This window comes from Salinisphaera japonica YTM-1 (assembly GCF_003788585.1).
GTDB classification, from domain to species: Bacteria; Pseudomonadota; Gammaproteobacteria; order Nevskiales; family Salinisphaeraceae; genus Salinisphaera; species Salinisphaera japonica.
Window position 1 is genome coordinate 1 of sequence record NZ_AYKG01000013.1, and the last position, 16,385, is coordinate 16,385.

Sequence of the window (16,385 nt, forward strand, 5' to 3'; positions counted from 1 at the left end):
CGGTGATCATGTTCTTGACGTAGTCGGCGTGGCCCGGGCAGTCCACGTGGGCGTAGTGGCGCGCTTCACTCTCGTACTCGACGTGCGAGGTGGAGATGGTGATGCCACGCGCTTTCTCTTCCGGCGCCTTGTCGATGGCGTCAAACGCCGACAGGGTGGAACCGAACAGACGGTTCGATACAACGGTCAACGCGGCCGTCAGCGTGGTCTTGCCATGGTCCACGTGACCAATCGTGCCGACGTTGACGTGCGGCTTGCTACGCTCGAATTTTGATTTGGACATTGCCTCGCCTTTCGCTGTTTGGGCTTTACGAAAACGACCGGGTTAAACCACCGGCCAACCCATACAAGCGGCGCGCCTCGAAGAGCCCACCGCACACGTAAAAAATGGAGCCCACGACCGGACTTGAACCGGTGACCTCTTCCTTACCAAGGAAGTGCTCTACCGCTGAGCTACGTGGGCACACTGTTGACTCTCGACTCGACGAATCGAGTTGGAGCGGGCGACCGGGATCGAACCGGCATCATCAGCTTGGAAGGCTGAGGTTCTACCATTGAACTACGCCCGCGCGTCTCAACGACGACAGACTTTGGCCAATCGTAGCGCCCGTTGCAAGTCTGTATTTGATATGACCACCGCAGCGGGCCGGAAATTCATATCAACTCAATGTAAAGAGATGGTGGAGGGAGGAGGATTATTCAGCGCTTAGCGCTTCACCCTTCGGGCCAACACGCCTTGCGTGTTGTTCGTCGCAGCTTTCGCTGCGCCGTCGAACCTCTATCGGTTCGAAAACCCCCTGGATGCCTCTTCGCCTGTCGCCATCGACAGTTTTTTGCTACTACTTTCCTGATCTGGTGATGGTGGAGGGAGGAGGATTATTCGGCGCTTCGCGCCTCACCCTTCGGGCCAACACGCCTTGCGTGTTGTTCGTCGCAGCTTTCGCTGCGCCGTCGAACCTCTATCGGTTCGAAAACCCCCTGGATGCCTCTTCGCCTGTCGCCATCGACAGTTTTTTGCTACTACTTTCCTGATCTGGTGATGGTGGAGGGAGGAGGATTCGAACCTCCGAAGGCTGAGCCGACAGATTTACAGTCTGTTCCCTTTGACCGCTTGGGTATCCCTCCCCAATCGAGCGACGTATTCTGGCAACTCCGGCGTGATTGTCAACCGCTGATTTCACAACGCACGTACCGACGCCCTAGTAATAGATATTCAGCGCTGCCTGAGGCGCCACGGTAGCCGCGGTATTACGCCCGGCGGCCACAACGTTCGCGCCCACGATCACCCCGTAATGGCCGTTCCAGTTGTACTCCAGCGCCGGCGCGACAGAGATCGATTCGCTGGATCCACTGGTCGATCGAATCGGCGTGGCCAGACCGTTGGCGGCCTGCACGCCGCGAATCGACGCGCCGTCGCTATGCCCGTAGATGATATCGATAGCCGGTACCCAGTGCCGGGTCAGGCTGTACTCGAAGGCCAGATTTACGGCATAGCTGTCGCCGGTATCGATCTGGCCGTCGAAGCCGGACGGCGTGCCATACACACTCACCCCGCTGACCGAGGCATCGTCGAAGGCCGTGGTGTAAGTGACGTTGAGGCGGGTACGCAGAATACGCCCGGTCGGCATCCAGAAATATGTTTGCGTGAACACGCCAAAAGTGGATTCGAGCACGCCCGAGCCCAGCCCGTCCGCGATATTGCCGTCCAGCCCGTCGTATTTGCCGGTCGGAAACCCCTGCGCATAAGACAGCGATACGGTGGGCAAGAGACCGCCCTCGGTGAACTTGTGCAGCATGTAGTGAGCGCGCACAGTCATATCGCCGAGCTGCGGGCCACTGCTGGTGGCGCCACTGGCCGGAATGTTGTAGCCAAACGTCGGCAGCAGCGCGATCGACAGGCGATCGGTCAACCCGTACTGCAACAGCGTGACCGAACGCAGTGCATGACTATCTTCGACGTTGTTCTGGCTCCAGTCGTCGTCAAAGCTGGCGTACTGGATCGAGTCGATCAAATACGGCTCGATATCCCAGTGCCCCTTCGGCAGCGCGGTCGCGTTGGGGGCACTCAACGGCCCCGTGAACAACGCATCCCCCATGGCCTGGCGCTCGATTGACGCCGCCCCCGCCGTGGCCGAGACAAGACACAGGGCGGTCGCGGCCAGCACGGGCCGTGTTCGGTTACTCGTCATGACGATCACAGGATGAAAGGCCCGCAGACAGCTCGGCCGGTGTGATTTGCTGGCCCGCTGATTAAAAGCGCCAGCCCCTGAGCGCACGCGGTATATCCAGGCGGTCGTCGATTAACAGACCTGCCTGCCCCTACACCAATCGCGCGGTAGTCAGTCTACTCGTGCATGGCACATGAAGCAGCCAATCAGACAATAGACTTTCGTGGGATATGCTCCGACGCCGGTTCCCGGCATCGAGCGGACAAGAGATGGAGCCGGCGATCCGATTTGAACGGACGACCTGCTGTTTACAAGACAGCTGCTCTACCAACTGAGCTACGCCGGCATCAGGCGAGCGGTATTCTGAACGACTCGGCCAGTGCTTGACTAGGGTCTGTTGTCGTTTTATGCGATTCGCGTCTTGCAGGACACCTTGCGGACTTTCGACGAAAGCGACGCTCGCAAGAGACGCCAACAGCCCTACCCCTCACCCGCGCGGGGCGCGCAGACGCAGGCTGAGGTCGCCGGAATAGATCCGCTCGTATGTGCCGTCGTTGTCGAGGATCAGGCTGCCGTCGGCAGCCACGCCCCGGGCCACGCCGTGGCGTCGGCCGCCCGGCTCGAACAGGGTCACGGCTTGACCATACAGCACGTCGAAACCCGCCCAGCGGCTCTGAAAGACAACGAAACCGTTCAGCGCGAACGTATCGATCGCACGCAGCACCGCATCGATACAGCGCCCGGCGATCACGCTGCGCGCCGGCAGGTCGGGCACGTGATCGGCCAGGCGTGTCCATGCCTGATCAATCGGTGCAGCAGCAGCGCGCGGCATGGCCAGATTCAGCCCCAGCCCGGCCACCAGCCGCGTACGGGTCGTCGCCTCGGCACGCGCCTCGATGAGAATACCGCCGATCTTGGCCCGGCCGATCCATAGATCGTTGGGCCATTTCAGGCCCACGTCGGCCGCGCCCAAATCGCGCAGCACCTCGGCCACGGCCACGCCGATGGCCAGTGACAAGGCCCCCAACGCCCCGGCCCGGGGCGCCAGATCACGCCCGACAGACAGATACAGATTGGCCGCCATAGGTGATACCCAGGCCCGCCCGTCTCGCCCGCGCCCGGCAGTCTGTTGTTCAGCCAGACACGCCCGGGTCAGCCCGTCTTCACAGGCCCCGACATAACTGTTGGTCGAGTCGATCGATTGCAGCACCACCAGCTGATCGAGCATGCGGCCCGCCGCCACCTCGAGCGCGGCGCGCACGGCCGGGCCATTCAGAAGGTCGAGCGGCCCGGCGAGGCGATACCCGCGCCCGGTCACGCTATGGATGGCCAGGCCGCGCTGGCGCAGCCGGGCGATACGCGCCGAGATCGCGGCCCGGGTGACGCCGAGTGCCTCGGCAAGCACCGGGCCGCGATGCCAGGCCCCGTCGGCGAGCGCGGCCAGCACCGGATCAGGCGCCTCGATGTGATCAGATACGCCGACCGGCTGGCTCATCGCCGAATCCGCGGCTCTTGTCCCAGGCGCAGACGCACGATGTTCTCGCGATGGGTGACGACCAGCAGCACGCACAGCCCGCCGATCAGTGCCCGTACCGGCCCGTCCATGAACGCCGCGAGCAACGCAAAGGAACCGGCCACGGCCAGTGCGGCCAGACTGGCCAGGCTCACGATCCGCCGAGCCCAGAGCGTGGCGCCAAAGACCGCGAGCGCCGCCACGAGCACGACCGGCGCCAGAAAGACCAGCACGCCGGCCGCCGTTGCCAGCCCCTTGCCGCCACGAAATCCGTGGAAGACCGGCCACACATGGCCGACGACCGCCACGAAACCCGCCACCGCCGGCCACGGCATGATCGGCGCCAACGCAGCGGCCAGCCCGGTCGCCACGGCGCCCTTGAGCAGATCGAAGCCCAATACGGCCGCGCCATAGCCGCGCCCACCGATACGCCAGGCATTGCTCGTGCCGGCATTGCCGCTGCCCAGCCTGCGGATATCCGGCGCGGCGAATGCCCCGGCCAGCACCCGCGCCCCGGACACCGAGCCGATCAGGTATGCCGCCGCCAGTGCCGCGATGATGCCCACGACCGTCATCCGAGGTTCGTGTTTTCAGACACGTCAGTCTTGTCAGACGCTGCGCGACGCCCGTACAGCCGGTTGATAGCCGCGGCATAACGCTTGGCCACACGACGCCGGCGTACCTTGTCGGTGGCCGTGACCAGGCCGTTGTCCTGTCGCCAGGCATCAGTAACCACGGCCACGCGCCGAATCTGGGCATGGGCCGGAAAACCGGTGGTGAATTTGGCCAGGCGCTCGATGAAATAATTCTCCAGCCGGGCGCTGGCCAGTGCCTCGGGCGCGTCGGGATCCAGGCCCAGCCGGCGCATGATGGGCGTCAGCCGATGGGCCGGGCAGCTGACCACGGCCGCCAGTACGGGCCGGGCCTCACCCACCACGATGGCGCGCGTCACCAGCGGGTCCAGGCGCAGAGCCTCCTCCAGCGGTTCGGGCGAGGCTTTTTCACCCGAGGTCATCACGATGACTTCTTTCATGCGCCCGGTCAGATACAGCCGTTTCTTGTCCAGGCGGCTGACCTTGTCGCCGGTATGCAGCCAGCCGCCGGGCGAGAGCACCCGCGCCGTGGCCTCGGGATCACGCCAGTAGCCCTGCATGACGCTGGGTGAGCGCACCAGCAGCTCGTTGTCCGGCCCGACGCGTGTCGCCACGCCGGGCAATACCAGCCCAACGCTGTCGATGGCGTTGTCATCCACGCGATTGACGCTGACCACCGGCCCGGCCTCGGTCAGCCCGTAGCCCTGCAGCACCGGCAGGCCCAGCCCGATGAGCGTGCGCGCAACCGGATACGGCAACGCGGCCGCACCGGAGACCGCGATCTGCATGTCCGCGCCAAACAGGCGCAGACAACGCCGGGCCACGAAATACTGCAACAACGGCCACGCCAGATGGCCGAGCGCAAACCGCCCGCGGCCCTGGCGGCGCTCGAACACCGACTCGCCCACGTTGATGGTCGTGGCCACCAGACGACGAATCAGCCGGGGCCGGCGTGAGAGCCAACGATGCAGCTCGATATAGAAGCGCTCATAGATGCGCGGCACGCCGATCAGCGTGGTGACCGGCTCGCGCGCCAGCGTGAGACCCAGAAACCGCGGATGACGACAGAACACGATCCGGGCGCCGGTGATCATCGCGCGATAGATATCGGCCACCCGCTCATAGCTGTGCGCCAGCGGCACATACGACAGCGCGCACTCATCGAGCACGCCGGGCAGCACGTCGGCAACGCTCTGCGCGTTGAACAACAGGCTTGCGTGGGTAAGCATCGCCCCGCGCGCCCGGCCCGACGAGCCCGAGGTATAGATCAGGCTGGCCACGGTATCCGGCGCTGGCCAGGCCAGAGCCGGATCGGGCAACGCGCGGGCGCCGGCCAGGGCATCATCGGCGCTGGCCAGCCGGGGCGCCTGGGCCCACGTGCCGGTGAACACCAGCGCCGTCTCGAGCGCCTCACAGTCATCCGCGTCCAGAATCCGCGTTACCCAACTGGCCTTGACCGCCACCAGCACCCGGGCCTGGCTATGGGCGACCAGATGCGCGTTGCTGGCCGGCGTGTCGGCACAGAACAGCCCCACGCTCATCGCGCCCAGGCGCATCACGGCCTGCTCCACGCACAGCCATTCCGGTGAGTTGCGCAGCATGATCGCGACACGATCGCCGGGGATCACGCCGTGGGCGTGCAGTACGCGTGTCCAGGCGGCCACACGGGTTTCGGCCTCGGCCCAGGACAGCGTGCGCCAGGCGCTCTTGCGCGGCGAATAGAAGCGATAAGCAGGCGCATCCGGCGTAGCAGCCACCCGCGCGGCGAACAGCTCGCAGAGTGTGGTGGCCCCGTCGGCGGGTATCCAGTGCGCCGGGCGCATCGCGCTAGCCGCCTGCCGGCGCATGGCCCAACCAGGCCCGGCGACGGGCATGGGCCGCCGGCCCGGCCGCGGTATCGATCTCAAGCCGCCATTCCGGTGCCGCCGCGTCGCCGATGATCAACTCACGCTCGAGCAGCCGATCGTCGCGAAACAGGTGCAGGCGCAGACGTGCCCCGGCCGGGAGACGTGCCAGCGCCCCGGACAGCGTGGCCCCGGCCTCGATACCGTCGATGGCGATCAGCCGATCGCCCGGCGACAGCCCGGCTGCCTGTGCCGGCGAGTCGTCATAGACCACGCGGATCGGCGCGCCCGGCTGTTCGCTGCGGGCAATGCCCAGCCGGCCTTGCAGGATCGCGGCTTCGTCGTCGCCCGGTTGGCATGTGGCCGTGACGCCGAAGGCCGACAGATCCTCGGCCCAGGCGATATCCACCGGGCTGTTCAGGTAGTGCTCGAAGAACGGCGCCAGATCGATGCCTGCCCGGGCCGCCGCCCATTCGATGGCGATATCGGCCAGGGCGTTTTCCGGCGCCGGTATCTCGTGTGCCCCGTAGCGCTGCCAGGCTTGGCGCATCACATCATCCAGCGACAGGCCGCCGTCGCTGGCCCGGCGCAGTTTCAGATCCAGCGCCAGGGCCAACTGCGCGCCCTTGCCGTAATAGCTGATCACGGCGTTGGGCGTGTTCTCGTCGGGCTGGTAGAACTTCAGCCAGGCATCGAACGAGCTTTCGGCCAGGCTTTGTTGCCGCCCGCCCGGCGTGCGGGCGATACGCGTGCCCAACTTGGCCAGACGCTCAAGATAGCCTGCCTCGTCGAGAATGCCCGCACGCGCCAGCCCCAGATCATCGTAATAGCTGGTGATGCCCTCATAGGCCCACAAATCCCGGAAATAAGCTTCGCGCGATAGATCCGAGGCCGCCACGGCCGCCGGGCGAATCCGCTTGACGTTCCAGAGATGGAAATACTCGTGGCTGGCCAGGCCCAGCAGCGTTTCATAGGCCGTGTCGCGCCCGTGCGTCTCAACGGCGCGTGCGGCACTGGGCAGGCTGTGTCGCGCGATCTCCAGCACGCTGGATTCGCGATGCTCCAGGCCGCCATAGCCGCGGGCCACGACATGCGCGAAAAACCGATACTGCGCCGCCGGCAAAACGCCGAAAACCCGGGCCTGGGCTTCGCAGATGGCCGCCAGATCCATCGCCAGTCGGCGCGTATCGGCATCGTGCCCGCCCAGCAGGACAAAACTGTGCGCCACGCCGCGCACCGAGAAATCCACGGCCTCGATGGCACGCCCCATCGCCACCGGATGATCGATCAGATCATCGTAGTGATCGGCCACGTAGACACCGAAACCATCGGCCGCGATCTCGATCGGCGCGAGCGTGGTGACCAGCTGCCAGTCTGCCGGTGTTGCCGGCGGCACCAGCGCGACCCGTACCGGCACATCGCGCATGCCGTCCGGCCAGAGAGCCAGCGAGGTGAAATTGAAAAACCCGCGGGTGTCGTCGAGAAACGCCGCACGCACCGAGGCATCCCGGGCATAAAAGACACAGCGCACCGTCACGTCGGCCTGAGCGGGCGTGATCGCCCAGCGGCTGTGCGTGAGCGCGGTCGGGGTACAGGCCACATCACCGGCCCAGGCCTGGATCGACAACAGATGCCGGGCGAAATCGCGCAGGACATAGCTGCCCGGAATCCAGGTCGCCAGATTCAGGCCGAGCGTCTCGCCGGGCACGGCCGTGAACGACAGATCCACCGTGAACCGGTGTGCCGCGGGATCGCTGGGCTGTATTTGATAGAACAAGGACGACATGGATACTTCTTGGGCGACGAGACCGGGCGACCGGCGCGCAGTCGGTCGCAGTGCCCGCGCCCTGCCCACCGGTCGATGACGTGCCCAGTGTACGCCTATCGACCGGCGGCAGTGGCTACCAGCGCGCCACCTCGAGCCCGAGGCCGGCGACCTGATGAAACAGCCGCTTGGACGGGCACACCGCCACCCCGTGCTCGGCCCAGCCCAGCAGCGGCAGATCAGCGTGGGAGTCCGAATAGGCCGCCACACCCTGCCCGTCGGCGGGCATATCGGCCACAGTCTTCACCCGGCGTAGCTTCTCGTCGTCCCGGCAGTTGGCCCCGTCCATGCCGGCCAGTCGATCACGCCGATCCCACTTGGCCCGGGTGGCCAGCACTTCCTCGATCCCCAGGCGCCGGGCGATGGCATCGACATAGATATCGAAACTGGCCGAGGCCAGAATCACGCGAATGCCCTGGGCCTGATAGGCCCGCAGCTCGGCCAGGCCCTGCTCACGCATGCTGTCCTGCATGAGCTCTTCGACGAACTGGTCCACCCAGCCGGCGATACGCTCACGCGGCTCGCCGCCCATGAAGGCCTTGAGCATCTCGGTCTTCATCCACGTGCGATTGCCCCAGTGCCAGAACTTCAGCAGGTTCAGCGGCAGGCGATACAGCTTGAGGCTGCGGCGCTTGCGATACTGGCGCAGATAGCCAAACAGAAACGGCAGAAACGTGTCGTATTCCGTCAGCGTGACGTCAAGATCGAAGATGACGATACGAGGATGAAAAGCCAAGCCGGGCTCGTGGTTGTCGAGAAACGGCCTTCAGCTTACCCGAGGTGCTGCGCCCGCGTGGGCCGGCCGCGCTTGCAAAGTGACACGCCGACCCCGACCATTCCCGCATTGCCAGACCTTGTCAATTCGTCATGCGTAATCCGCGTCGCCCGAGCCGGGCCCAGCAGCGTGAGCTAGCCCGCCGTCTCGGCCCGGGGCTGCACCGCAACGTGGCGCTGGCCGGCCAGACCAGCTTCAAGATCGGCGGGCCAGCCGCCCTGTTGTTCGAGGCCACCACCGCCGAGGCCCTGGCCACCGCGGTGCGCGTAGCCCGCGAGCTGGATATCGATTATTTCCTGCTGGGGGCCGGCGCCAATATCCTGATCGGCGATCGCGGCTTTGCCGGGCTTGTGATTGCCAATCGCGCCCGGGGCGTGTCGGTACGCGGCACCTTCGTGACCGCGGCCAGCGGCGCGCTGATCTATCCCGACGTGATCGATACCGCCGTGGCCCATGACCTGTCCGGGCTCGAGCACTATGTCGGCATTCCCTCGACCGTGGGCGGCGCGCTCTGGCAGAACCTGCATTTCCTATCGCCGGCGCCGGCGCGCGAGCGCACGATGTTCATCGGCGAGGTGCTGCACAGTGCGGATATCCTGGGCGCGGACAACGTGCGCCGGCGCGTGGACGTGGATTACTTCGAATTCGGCTATGACCAGTCGGTGCTGCACGGGCGCGACGATATCGTGCTATCCGCCACGTTCGAACTCGAACCCGGCCACGGCGAAGCCCTGGCCCGCATCATGGACGAGAACCTGCGCTGGCGCGCCGAGCGTCACCCGCCGCTGGATGCCGAACCCTCGGCCGGCTCGATCTTCAAGAAGATCGACGGCATCGGCGCCGGCCGGCTGATCGACGAGGCCGGCCTGAAAGGCTTTGCCGTGGGCGACGCCCAGATCTCGCCCCGACATGCCAATATCATCGTCAACCGCGGGGCCGCCACCGCAGCCGAGGTCTGTGCGCTGATCATGCACGTCCAGAAACGCGTGGAAGCGACCACCGGCTACTGGCTGGAGCCCGAAATTTCTTTCGTCGGTGGCTTCGCGCCGATCAAGCGGATCGCGGCGTAACGTCATACCCGTGTCACGAACAGGGGTGACAGTGATTATTCAGCGCCGCGTCCCCTGTCGGCTCTGACGGGTTTCGAGGGTATGCCTCGTGCCGCAGCCGGCGCCGGCGACGTCCCGCGCCGGCTTTTTCATGCCCATGACACACAGCCCGCCGCGTGGTAAGCGTTAGCCGAGGCTTGATCTGATCGGTGTGCTGTCATGTTTCACGATGCCTATCGCCCGCGCGACGTATTCGATACCCATTCGGTAACCAATCAGCCCGAGGCGTTGATCGATTACAACGCCGCCGCGCGTGATCCCGCGCTTGTCGATGCGTTGCTGCGTGAGGGCGCCGCCTGGGGCCACGAGCGCCTGCTTGCCTACGGCGACGTGGCCGGCTCCACCCTGCTGCGCGCCGGCGCGCGTGCCAACGCCCATCCGCCCGAGCTTTTCCGCTACGACGCGGCGGGCCGGCGGATCGACGAGGTCGAGTTTCACCCGGCGTATCACAGCTGTATGCAAGCCGCCCGCCACCACGGGCTGCACGCGCTGAGATGGACGGACGCCCGCCCGGGCGCGCAGGTGCTGCGCAGCGCGCTGTTCTATCTGCATAACCAGTTCGAGGCCGGCACCGCCTGTCCCACCACCATGACGCATGCCGCCGTGCCGGTGCTGCGCCAGGCCGGCCCGGCCCTGGATGGCTGGCTCGACAAGGTGCTGGCCGCCGACTACGACCCACGCAACCGGCCCATCGCCGACAAGCACGCCGCCAGCATCGGCATGGGCATGACCGAAAAACAAGGCGGCTCGGACGTGCGCGCCAACACCACGCGGGCCAAGCCGATCGCCGGCGATCAGTATGCCCTGACCGGGCACAAGTGGTTCTTCTCGGCCCCCATGAGCGATGCCTTCATCGTGCTGGCCCAGGATCAATCGTTGCAGGATCGGTCGCCGGGGGCGGCCGCCGCGCTGTCCTGTTTCTTTCTCCCGCGCTGGCGCGAGGACGGCACGCGCAACGCCGTCGATATCATCCAGCTCAAGGACAAACTGGGCGATCGGGCCAATGCCTCGTCCGAGGCCGAGTTCCGGGAGGCCCAGGCCCGACGTATCGGCGAGCCCGGCCGCGGCGTGGCCACGATCCTGAACATGGTGGCCCAGACCCGGCTGGACTGCATGCTGGGCTCGGCGGCATTGATCCGCGCGGCTCTCGTACAGGCCATTCATCATGCCCGGGCCCGCGAGGTCTTCGGCACCGCCCTCGTCGACCAGCCGTTACAAGCCGAGGTACTGGCCGATCTGGCACTGGAATCCGAGGCCGCGCTGGCCTTGTCGATGCGTGTCGCCCGGGCGTTCGAGAGCCCGCGCTCGCACGAGCGGATGCTGGCACGCCTGGCCACGCCGATCGGTAAATACTGGATCTGTCGCAGCGCGCCGGCGGCGGTCAACGAGGCCCAGGAGTGTCTGGGCGGCGCCGGCTATATCGAGACCTCGATCATGCCCCGGCTGTTTCGCCAGTCGCCGCTGAACTCGATCTGGGAAGGCGCAGGCAACATCCAGTGCCTGGACATGCTGCGCGCCCTGGAACGCACGCCTGAAACCAAGACCGCCCTGTTCGATGAACTGGCCGGGGCCGCGGGCCGTCATCCCTTGTTCGATGCGCACGTGGCCCGGCTCAAGCAGGCGCTGACGGATACACCATCCCCTGCCGCGGCACGCCGGGTCGCCGGGGATACGGCCCAGGCGCTTCAGGCCGCGGTGCTGCTCCAGGGCCAGGCCGACTGGGTGGGGGCAGCGTTCTGCCAGGCAAGGCTCGGCCCACATGGGTCCCGGGCTTATGGCACCGCAGCGCTCGGCGCTCGTGCGCCCGCACTCATCCAGCGCGCCTTCCCCGGCTGACACGACATCATCGCCCGATGTTAAAAAGGTATAGACCAATAGTCTTGACGACTGACTATCTAGCTAGGCTAATATCCGGCTGTCAGATCATAAAACCCTTGGCCGTGTCTGTTCGTCTGCCCGACTCTATCCGTGCGCGTCTGCCTTATCTGCTCTCGCGGGCCTATCAACGCCAGCTCGTGTTGTTTGCCGAACACACACGCGAGCTGGATGTCTCCGGGCGTGAATATGCCGTGATGCTCTTGCTCGAGGCCCACGAGCGGCTCTGGCAGAGCCAGATCGCCGAGGCGTTGGGCCTGGATCGCACGACGGTGACCTATCTGGTGGATGCCATGGAAAAACGGGGCCTGGCGGCCCGCCAGCGCGATCCGGCCGATCGCCGGGCCCACGTGATCGCGCTCACCGCGGCCGGCACGGCTCTGCTGGCTGAACTCGCGCCGGCGGTGCGCGCGGCTCGCGACGAGCTGCTCGCGCCCCTGAGCGAACCCGAGCAGGAGCAGCTGCGCGATCTGTTGATCCGTCTGAATCAGGAGCCGGTCTGATGCACGCCACCCGACCCCGTCGCGCCCTGCTGCTGGCGCTGCTGTGCGTGGCCACAACGGCAGCCGGCGCGCCGACAGACAATGGCCGGCCCCTGTCGCTTCAGGCGGCGATCAACGGCGCGTTGGCCCGCAACGTCGAGCCCCTGTTGGCGCGTGCCAACCAGGCCGATGCCGCCGGCCAGCGGGTCACCGCCCGGGCCGCGTTTCTGCCGCATCTGTCGGGCCAGGTGTCACAACAACGTCGCCAGACCAATCTGGCGGCCCAGGGCTTTGATTTCGGCTCGGATCTGGGGGGCGGCGCCGGCGACGCGCTGGCGGCCAGCGGTATCGATCTGAATTTCCCGACCACGGTGACGTACAACGTCTTTGATGCCCGTGCGCATCTACGCCAGGCGCTGTTCGATTACAGCGCCTGGCAGACCTACAAACAAGCCAAGGTCGGCGAAAAAGCCGCCCGCGCGCGGCTCGAGGTTGCCGAAGAGCAGGTCGCCGCCCAGGCCGAGCTGGATTACGTGGCGTTGGCCTCGGCCAACGCCACGATCATGGCCGCCCGGGCCGATATCGATCAGGCCAAGGCCCTGTTGAAACTGGCCCGGGATCAGGAAACCGTCGGCGTGGCCACCGGGGTCGATGTAACACGCGCCCGCTCACGGCTGGCCGAGGCCCAGGCACGCTTGGCCCAGCGCCAGACCGAGGCGGCCCGTGCCCGGATAAGGCTGGCCCGTACCGTGGGCCTGCCGCTCGGCCGAGCCGTACAACTCACCGATACGCTGGTCTTTCGGCCCATGCCGCTCGGCACCGCCGACGGCGATCTGACAACCGCGTTCAATCAGCGCGCCGAGCTGACCATGGCACGGCTGCGTATCGATCAAAGTGAGCACGGCCTGGCTGCGGCCAAGGGCCAGCGCCTGCCCACGCTGGGCCTGGAGGCCGCCTACGGCGAATCCGGCAATACACCGAGCGAAAACGCCCGCCCGACCTATGCCGTGGGCGCCACCCTGAACGTGCCGATCTTCGACGGCGGGGCGATCAGCGGGCGTATCGATTCCGCAGCCAGCCAGCTCAACCAGCAACAGATCCGGTTTCGCGACACCCGCGACGAGATCGAGGCCGATGTGCGCACCTCACGCGAGACGCTGGGCACGCTTGATGCCCGGGTCCGGGCCGCGCGCGCCAACCAAGAGCTGGCTTTGCAAGAGCTCACACGCTCACAGGATCGGTTCGCCAACGGCGTGACCGACAACGTGGAGGTCATTCAGGCCCAGACCTCGCTGGCCGCGGCCCGCAGCCGCCGTATCGATGCCCTGGCCGAATACACCCGGGCCCGGATCAATCTGGCCGCCGCCCTGGGCCATGCCCGTCAATTCTCTCTCAACCATCCGATGCGCCCATGAGTGCCAGCGACAACGACACCGCGCCGACCGCCCACACGTCAGACGATGCGCCGAAGAAGAAGAAAGGCCGGCGCACGGCACTGCTCGCGGTGATTCTCGTCGCGATTCTGGGCCTGGCCTGGCTGGCCTGGTCGTATTTTCACCGTCACCTGGTGAGCACCGACGATGCCTATGTTCAGGCTGATATCGCCCAGATCGCGCCCCGCGTGACCGGCACGGTGGCCAAGGTCTTCGTGCGCGACAACGAGCACGTGGCCGCCGGTGATGTGTTGTTTACGCTCGACCCGGCCGACTACCAGACCGATCTGGCCAAGGCCGAGGCCAATCTTGAGGCCGCACGAGCCTCTTATGCCGCCAGCCAGCGCGATCTGTCGGTCACGAAGAAAACCTCGTCGGCCGATATCGACAACGCCCGGGCAGCGCTCGAATCGGCCCAGGCCGAGGCACGGCGCGCCCGGGCCGATGCCGCGCGTTACGACGCGCTTTACGACAAGCGCGAGGTCTCCGAGCAGTCATTGGATCAACGCCGGACTCAGGCCAGCCAGGCCGAAGCCCAGGTACGCCAGGCCCGCGCCCAGCTGGCACAGGCCCAGGCCTCGCCGGACCGGATCGAGTTCAAGGCCTCTCAGGCCTCGTCGGCCAAGGCCAAGATCGCCCAGGCCAAGGCCCAGCTCCGCCAGGCCCGGCTGAACCTGTCATATACCGAGCTGCGGGCGCCGCACGCCGGCAAGATCGCCCAGAAATCGATCGTGACCGGCAGCCACGTCAACGCCGGTCAGGCCGCCATGGCCGTGGTCGAAAACGATCCCTGGGTGGTGGCCAACTACAAGGAAACCCAGCTGGATCGCGTACGGCCCGGCCAGCCGGTGGCCATGGAGATCGATGCCTACCCCGGGCGTGAGTTTTCCGGCCGCGTGGAGTCGATCCAGGCGGGAACGGGGGTGACGTTTTCGTTGTTGCCGCCACAGAACGCGACCGGCAATTTCGTGAAAATCGTGCAGCGTGTGCCGGTCAAACTGGTTTTTTCAAAGCCTGACGAGCTGGACGGCCTGGATATTTCCCCGGGGCTGTCGGTCGTGCCCACGATCGATACCGCCGGCCCCATCGTGCCGGTCGATCACAGCACCACGGATGCCACCGCGGTGGCCACGCCACCGGCCGCCCCACGCCCCGATAACGCCTCATGAGCGACACGGCCGCCCACGAAGATCCGGCCGCAATCGCCGCGCGCGCGGAATATCCGGCCGGTCGCTGGCTGATCGCCGGCGTCGTGGGCCTGGCGGCCTTCATGGAGGTGCTGGATATCTCCATCGCCAACGTGAGCCTGGCCCATATCGCGGGCTCGCTGTCGGCCAGTCAGGATGAAGCCACCTGGGTGCTCACCGCCTACCTGGTGGCCAATGCCATCGTGTTGCCGGCCTCGGGCTGGTTTTCCCAGGTCTTCGGGCGCAAGCGTTATTTCATTGGCTCGATCGTGTGTTTTTCGATCGCCTCGCTGGCCTGTGGGCTGGCCCCCTCGCTGGGCTGGCTGGTGGTGTTTCGTATCATTCAGGGCGCGGCCGGCGGCGGGTTGCAGCCGGTGGCCCAGGCGATCCTGGCGGATTCCTTCCCGCCCAGCCAGCGCAGCATGGCGTTCTCGATCTATGGCATCGCCGTGGTCTTTGCCCCGGCGATCGGGCCCACGCTGGGCGGCTGGATCACCGATAACGTCTCCTGGCACTGGATATTCCTGCTCAACGTCCCGGTCGGCGGCGTGCTCATCGCCTTGTCGCTCGCGCTGGTCAAGGATTCGGCGGCCTATGAAAAAGCCCGCAAGGCCAAGATGGCCGGCGGTTTTCGCGTGGACTATATCGGCTTTGCCCTGCTCATCGTGGGCCTGGGGTGTCTGCAGGTGCTGCTGGATCGCGGCCAGCAGGCCGACTGGCTGGCCTCGCCGTTCATCACGACCATGGCGGTGCTGGCAGGTCTGTCGATCCTGGCGCTGATCATCTGGGAGCCCATGCAGGATGATCCGATCATGGATCTGCGGCTGTTCAAGTATCGCAACTTCGCGATCTCCAGCGTGATGATGTTCATGCTGGGCTTCGTGCTGTTCGGCTCGACGCTGTTGATTCCGCAGTTCGTCCAGCGCGTGCTGGGATATACGGCCACGCTCGCCGGGCTCGTGATCTCGCCCGGAGGCCTGGTGATCGTGTTCATGATGCCCATTGTGGGTGTGCTCTCGGGCAAGCTCGATGCGCGCTGGATGGTCGGCGGCGGGCTGGCTGTGGTCGCACTTTCCATGTTCCACATGACCACGTTCAACATGGACAGCTCGTTCACCCAGTTGGTGGCGGCACGCTGTCTGCAGACGCTGGGCCTGGCCTTCATCTTCATCCCGATCACCAGCATCGCTTATGTCGGCGTGCCGGCCGACAAGACCGATCAGGTCAGTGCGCTGGTCAATCTGGCGCGTAACGTGGGCGGCAGTGTGGGCATCTCGCTGGCCACGACGTGGCTGGCCCGGCGCGGGCAGTATCACCAGAACGTGCTGGTGGAAAACGTCACGCCCTATGATCACCAGACCCAGTCGTTGACCGATCAGCTCACTCAGCACTTCATGGCCGCCGGCGCCTCGATGGACGCGGCCCGGCAACAGGCACAGGCCACGATCGCCGATATGGTGGCCTCACAAAGCCAGCTGTTGTCTTTTCTGGATGACTACTGGATTCTGGGCGTGGTGATCGCGGCTCTCGTGCCGTTGTCGCTGTTCATGTCCTCGGGCAAGGAGCACAGCCACTAAGCGC

Annotated in this window: 13 protein-coding genes, 4 tRNA genes and 2 other RNA genes; 6 read left to right on the forward strand and 13 right to left on the reverse strand. The window is 65.9% G+C overall.

Annotated elements, in window-relative coordinates:
- From SAJA_RS05550 to SAJA_RS05610, 13 genes are all read right to left on the reverse strand, one after another.
- A partial coding sequence (locus SAJA_RS05550; RefSeq protein WP_245963236.1) for a GTP-binding protein occupies positions 1–283 on the reverse strand: 283 nt, incomplete at its 3' end.
- Between the two features lie 105 nt (positions 284–388).
- Positions 389–463, reverse strand: a tRNA-Thr gene (locus tag SAJA_RS05555).
- 32 nt (positions 464–495) lie between these two features.
- A tRNA-Gly gene (locus tag SAJA_RS05560) sits at positions 496–569 on the reverse strand.
- Positions 570–678: 109 nt separating this feature from the next.
- Positions 679–814, reverse strand: a non-coding RNA gene (locus tag SAJA_RS05565) — RtT sRNA.
- Between the two features lie 45 nt (positions 815–859).
- Positions 860–995, reverse strand: a non-coding RNA gene (locus SAJA_RS05570) — RtT sRNA.
- Between the two features lie 45 nt (positions 996–1,040).
- Positions 1,041–1,125, reverse strand: a tRNA-Tyr gene (locus SAJA_RS05575).
- A gap of 74 nt (positions 1,126–1,199) precedes the next feature.
- Positions 1,200–2,189, reverse strand: coding sequence for a transporter (locus tag SAJA_RS05580; protein ID WP_123657678.1), 990 nt, complete (start codon positions 2,187–2,189; stop codon positions 1,200–1,202).
- 249 nt (positions 2,190–2,438) lie between these two features.
- A tRNA-Thr gene (locus tag SAJA_RS05585) sits at positions 2,439–2,514 on the reverse strand.
- A 141-nt stretch (positions 2,515–2,655) separates the two neighbouring features.
- Positions 2,656–3,663 carry a biotin--[acetyl-CoA-carboxylase] ligase gene (locus SAJA_RS05590; protein ID WP_123657679.1) on the reverse strand — a complete coding sequence of 336 codons (1,008 nt, stop codon included), beginning with the start codon at positions 3,661–3,663 and terminating at the stop codon, positions 2,656–2,658.
- Positions 3,660–4,256: a glycerol-3-phosphate 1-O-acyltransferase PlsY gene (plsY, locus tag SAJA_RS05595; protein ID WP_123657680.1), complete on the reverse strand. Its 597-nt coding sequence runs from the start codon at positions 4,254–4,256 to the stop codon at positions 3,660–3,662. Before plsY ends, SAJA_RS05590 begins: the two co-directional genes overlap by 4 nt.
- The gene (locus SAJA_RS05600; protein WP_184999759.1) at positions 4,253–6,097 is read right to left on the reverse strand and encodes an AMP-dependent synthetase/ligase; all 1,845 of its coding nucleotides are present in this window, start codon (positions 6,095–6,097) and stop codon (positions 4,253–4,255) included. The genes plsY and SAJA_RS05600 overlap by 4 nt, the downstream gene beginning before the upstream one ends.
- A 4-nt stretch (positions 6,098–6,101) precedes the next feature.
- Positions 6,102–7,904, reverse strand: coding sequence for a M61 family metallopeptidase (locus tag SAJA_RS05605; protein WP_123657682.1), 1,803 nt, complete (start codon positions 7,902–7,904; stop codon positions 6,102–6,104).
- 115 nt (positions 7,905–8,019) lie between these two features.
- The gene (locus SAJA_RS05610) at positions 8,020–8,679 is read right to left on the reverse strand and encodes an HAD family hydrolase (RefSeq protein ID WP_123657683.1); all 660 of its coding nucleotides are present in this window, start codon (positions 8,677–8,679) and stop codon (positions 8,020–8,022) included.
- A 131-nt stretch (positions 8,680–8,810) separates the two neighbouring features.
- Here SAJA_RS05610 and murB point away from each other — a divergent pair, with 131 nt between their 5' ends.
- The 6 genes from murB to SAJA_RS05640 all read left to right on the forward strand — a co-directional run bounded on the left by murB (position 8,811) and on the right by SAJA_RS05640 (position 16,381).
- A complete protein-coding gene (murB, locus tag SAJA_RS05615) occupies positions 8,811–9,788 on the forward strand; it encodes a UDP-N-acetylmuramate dehydrogenase (protein ID WP_123657684.1) in 978 nt (325 codons plus the stop codon).
- Between the two features lie 198 nt (positions 9,789–9,986).
- Complete coding sequence (locus SAJA_RS05620; RefSeq protein ID WP_123657685.1) at positions 9,987–11,663, forward strand: acyl-CoA dehydrogenase family protein; 1,677 nt, start codon at positions 9,987–9,989, stop codon at positions 11,661–11,663.
- Positions 11,664–11,767: 104 nt separating this feature from the next.
- Positions 11,768–12,205, forward strand: a complete 438-nt coding sequence (locus SAJA_RS05625; RefSeq protein WP_184999760.1) for a MarR family winged helix-turn-helix transcriptional regulator — start codon at positions 11,768–11,770, stop codon at positions 12,203–12,205.
- Positions 12,205–13,599 (forward strand): TolC family protein, encoded by a 1,395-nt coding sequence (locus SAJA_RS05630; protein ID WP_123657687.1) that lies wholly within the window; start codon positions 12,205–12,207, stop codon positions 13,597–13,599. Before SAJA_RS05625 ends, SAJA_RS05630 begins: the two co-directional genes overlap by 1 nt.
- Positions 13,596–14,786, forward strand: a complete 1,191-nt coding sequence (locus tag SAJA_RS05635; RefSeq protein ID WP_123657688.1) for an HlyD family secretion protein — start codon at positions 13,596–13,598, stop codon at positions 14,784–14,786. The genes SAJA_RS05630 and SAJA_RS05635 overlap by 4 nt, the downstream gene beginning before the upstream one ends.
- A complete protein-coding gene (locus SAJA_RS05640; protein WP_123657689.1) occupies positions 14,783–16,381 on the forward strand; it encodes a DHA2 family efflux MFS transporter permease subunit in 1,599 nt (532 codons plus the stop codon). Before SAJA_RS05635 ends, SAJA_RS05640 begins: the two co-directional genes overlap by 4 nt.
- Positions 16,382–16,385: the final 4 nt, after the last annotated feature.

Coding starts and splice junctions, on each gene's coding strand:
- SAJA_RS05580 (WP_123657678.1), bottom strand. CDS start 2,189: ATGACGAGTAACCGAACACGGCCCGTGCTGGCCGCGACCGCCCTGTGT.
- SAJA_RS05590 (WP_123657679.1), bottom strand. CDS start 3,663: ATGAGCCAGCCGGTCGGCGTATCTGATCACATCGAGGCGCCTGATCCG.
- plsY (WP_123657680.1), bottom strand. CDS start 4,256: ATGACGGTCGTGGGCATCATCGCGGCACTGGCGGCGGCATACCTGATC.
- SAJA_RS05600 (WP_184999759.1), bottom strand. CDS start 6,097: ATGCGCCCGGCGCACTGGATACCCGCCGACGGGGCCACCACACTCTGC.
- SAJA_RS05605 (WP_123657682.1), bottom strand. CDS start 7,904: ATGTCGTCCTTGTTCTATCAAATACAGCCCAGCGATCCCGCGGCACAC.
- murB (WP_123657684.1), top strand. CDS start 8,811: ATGCGTAATCCGCGTCGCCCGAGCCGGGCCCAGCAGCGTGAGCTAGCC.
- SAJA_RS05620 (WP_123657685.1), top strand. CDS start 9,987: ATGTTTCACGATGCCTATCGCCCGCGCGACGTATTCGATACCCATTCG.
- SAJA_RS05630 (WP_123657687.1), top strand. CDS start 12,205: ATGCACGCCACCCGACCCCGTCGCGCCCTGCTGCTGGCGCTGCTGTGC.
- SAJA_RS05635 (WP_123657688.1), top strand. CDS start 13,596: ATGAGTGCCAGCGACAACGACACCGCGCCGACCGCCCACACGTCAGAC.
- SAJA_RS05640 (WP_123657689.1), top strand. CDS start 14,783: ATGAGCGACACGGCCGCCCACGAAGATCCGGCCGCAATCGCCGCGCGC.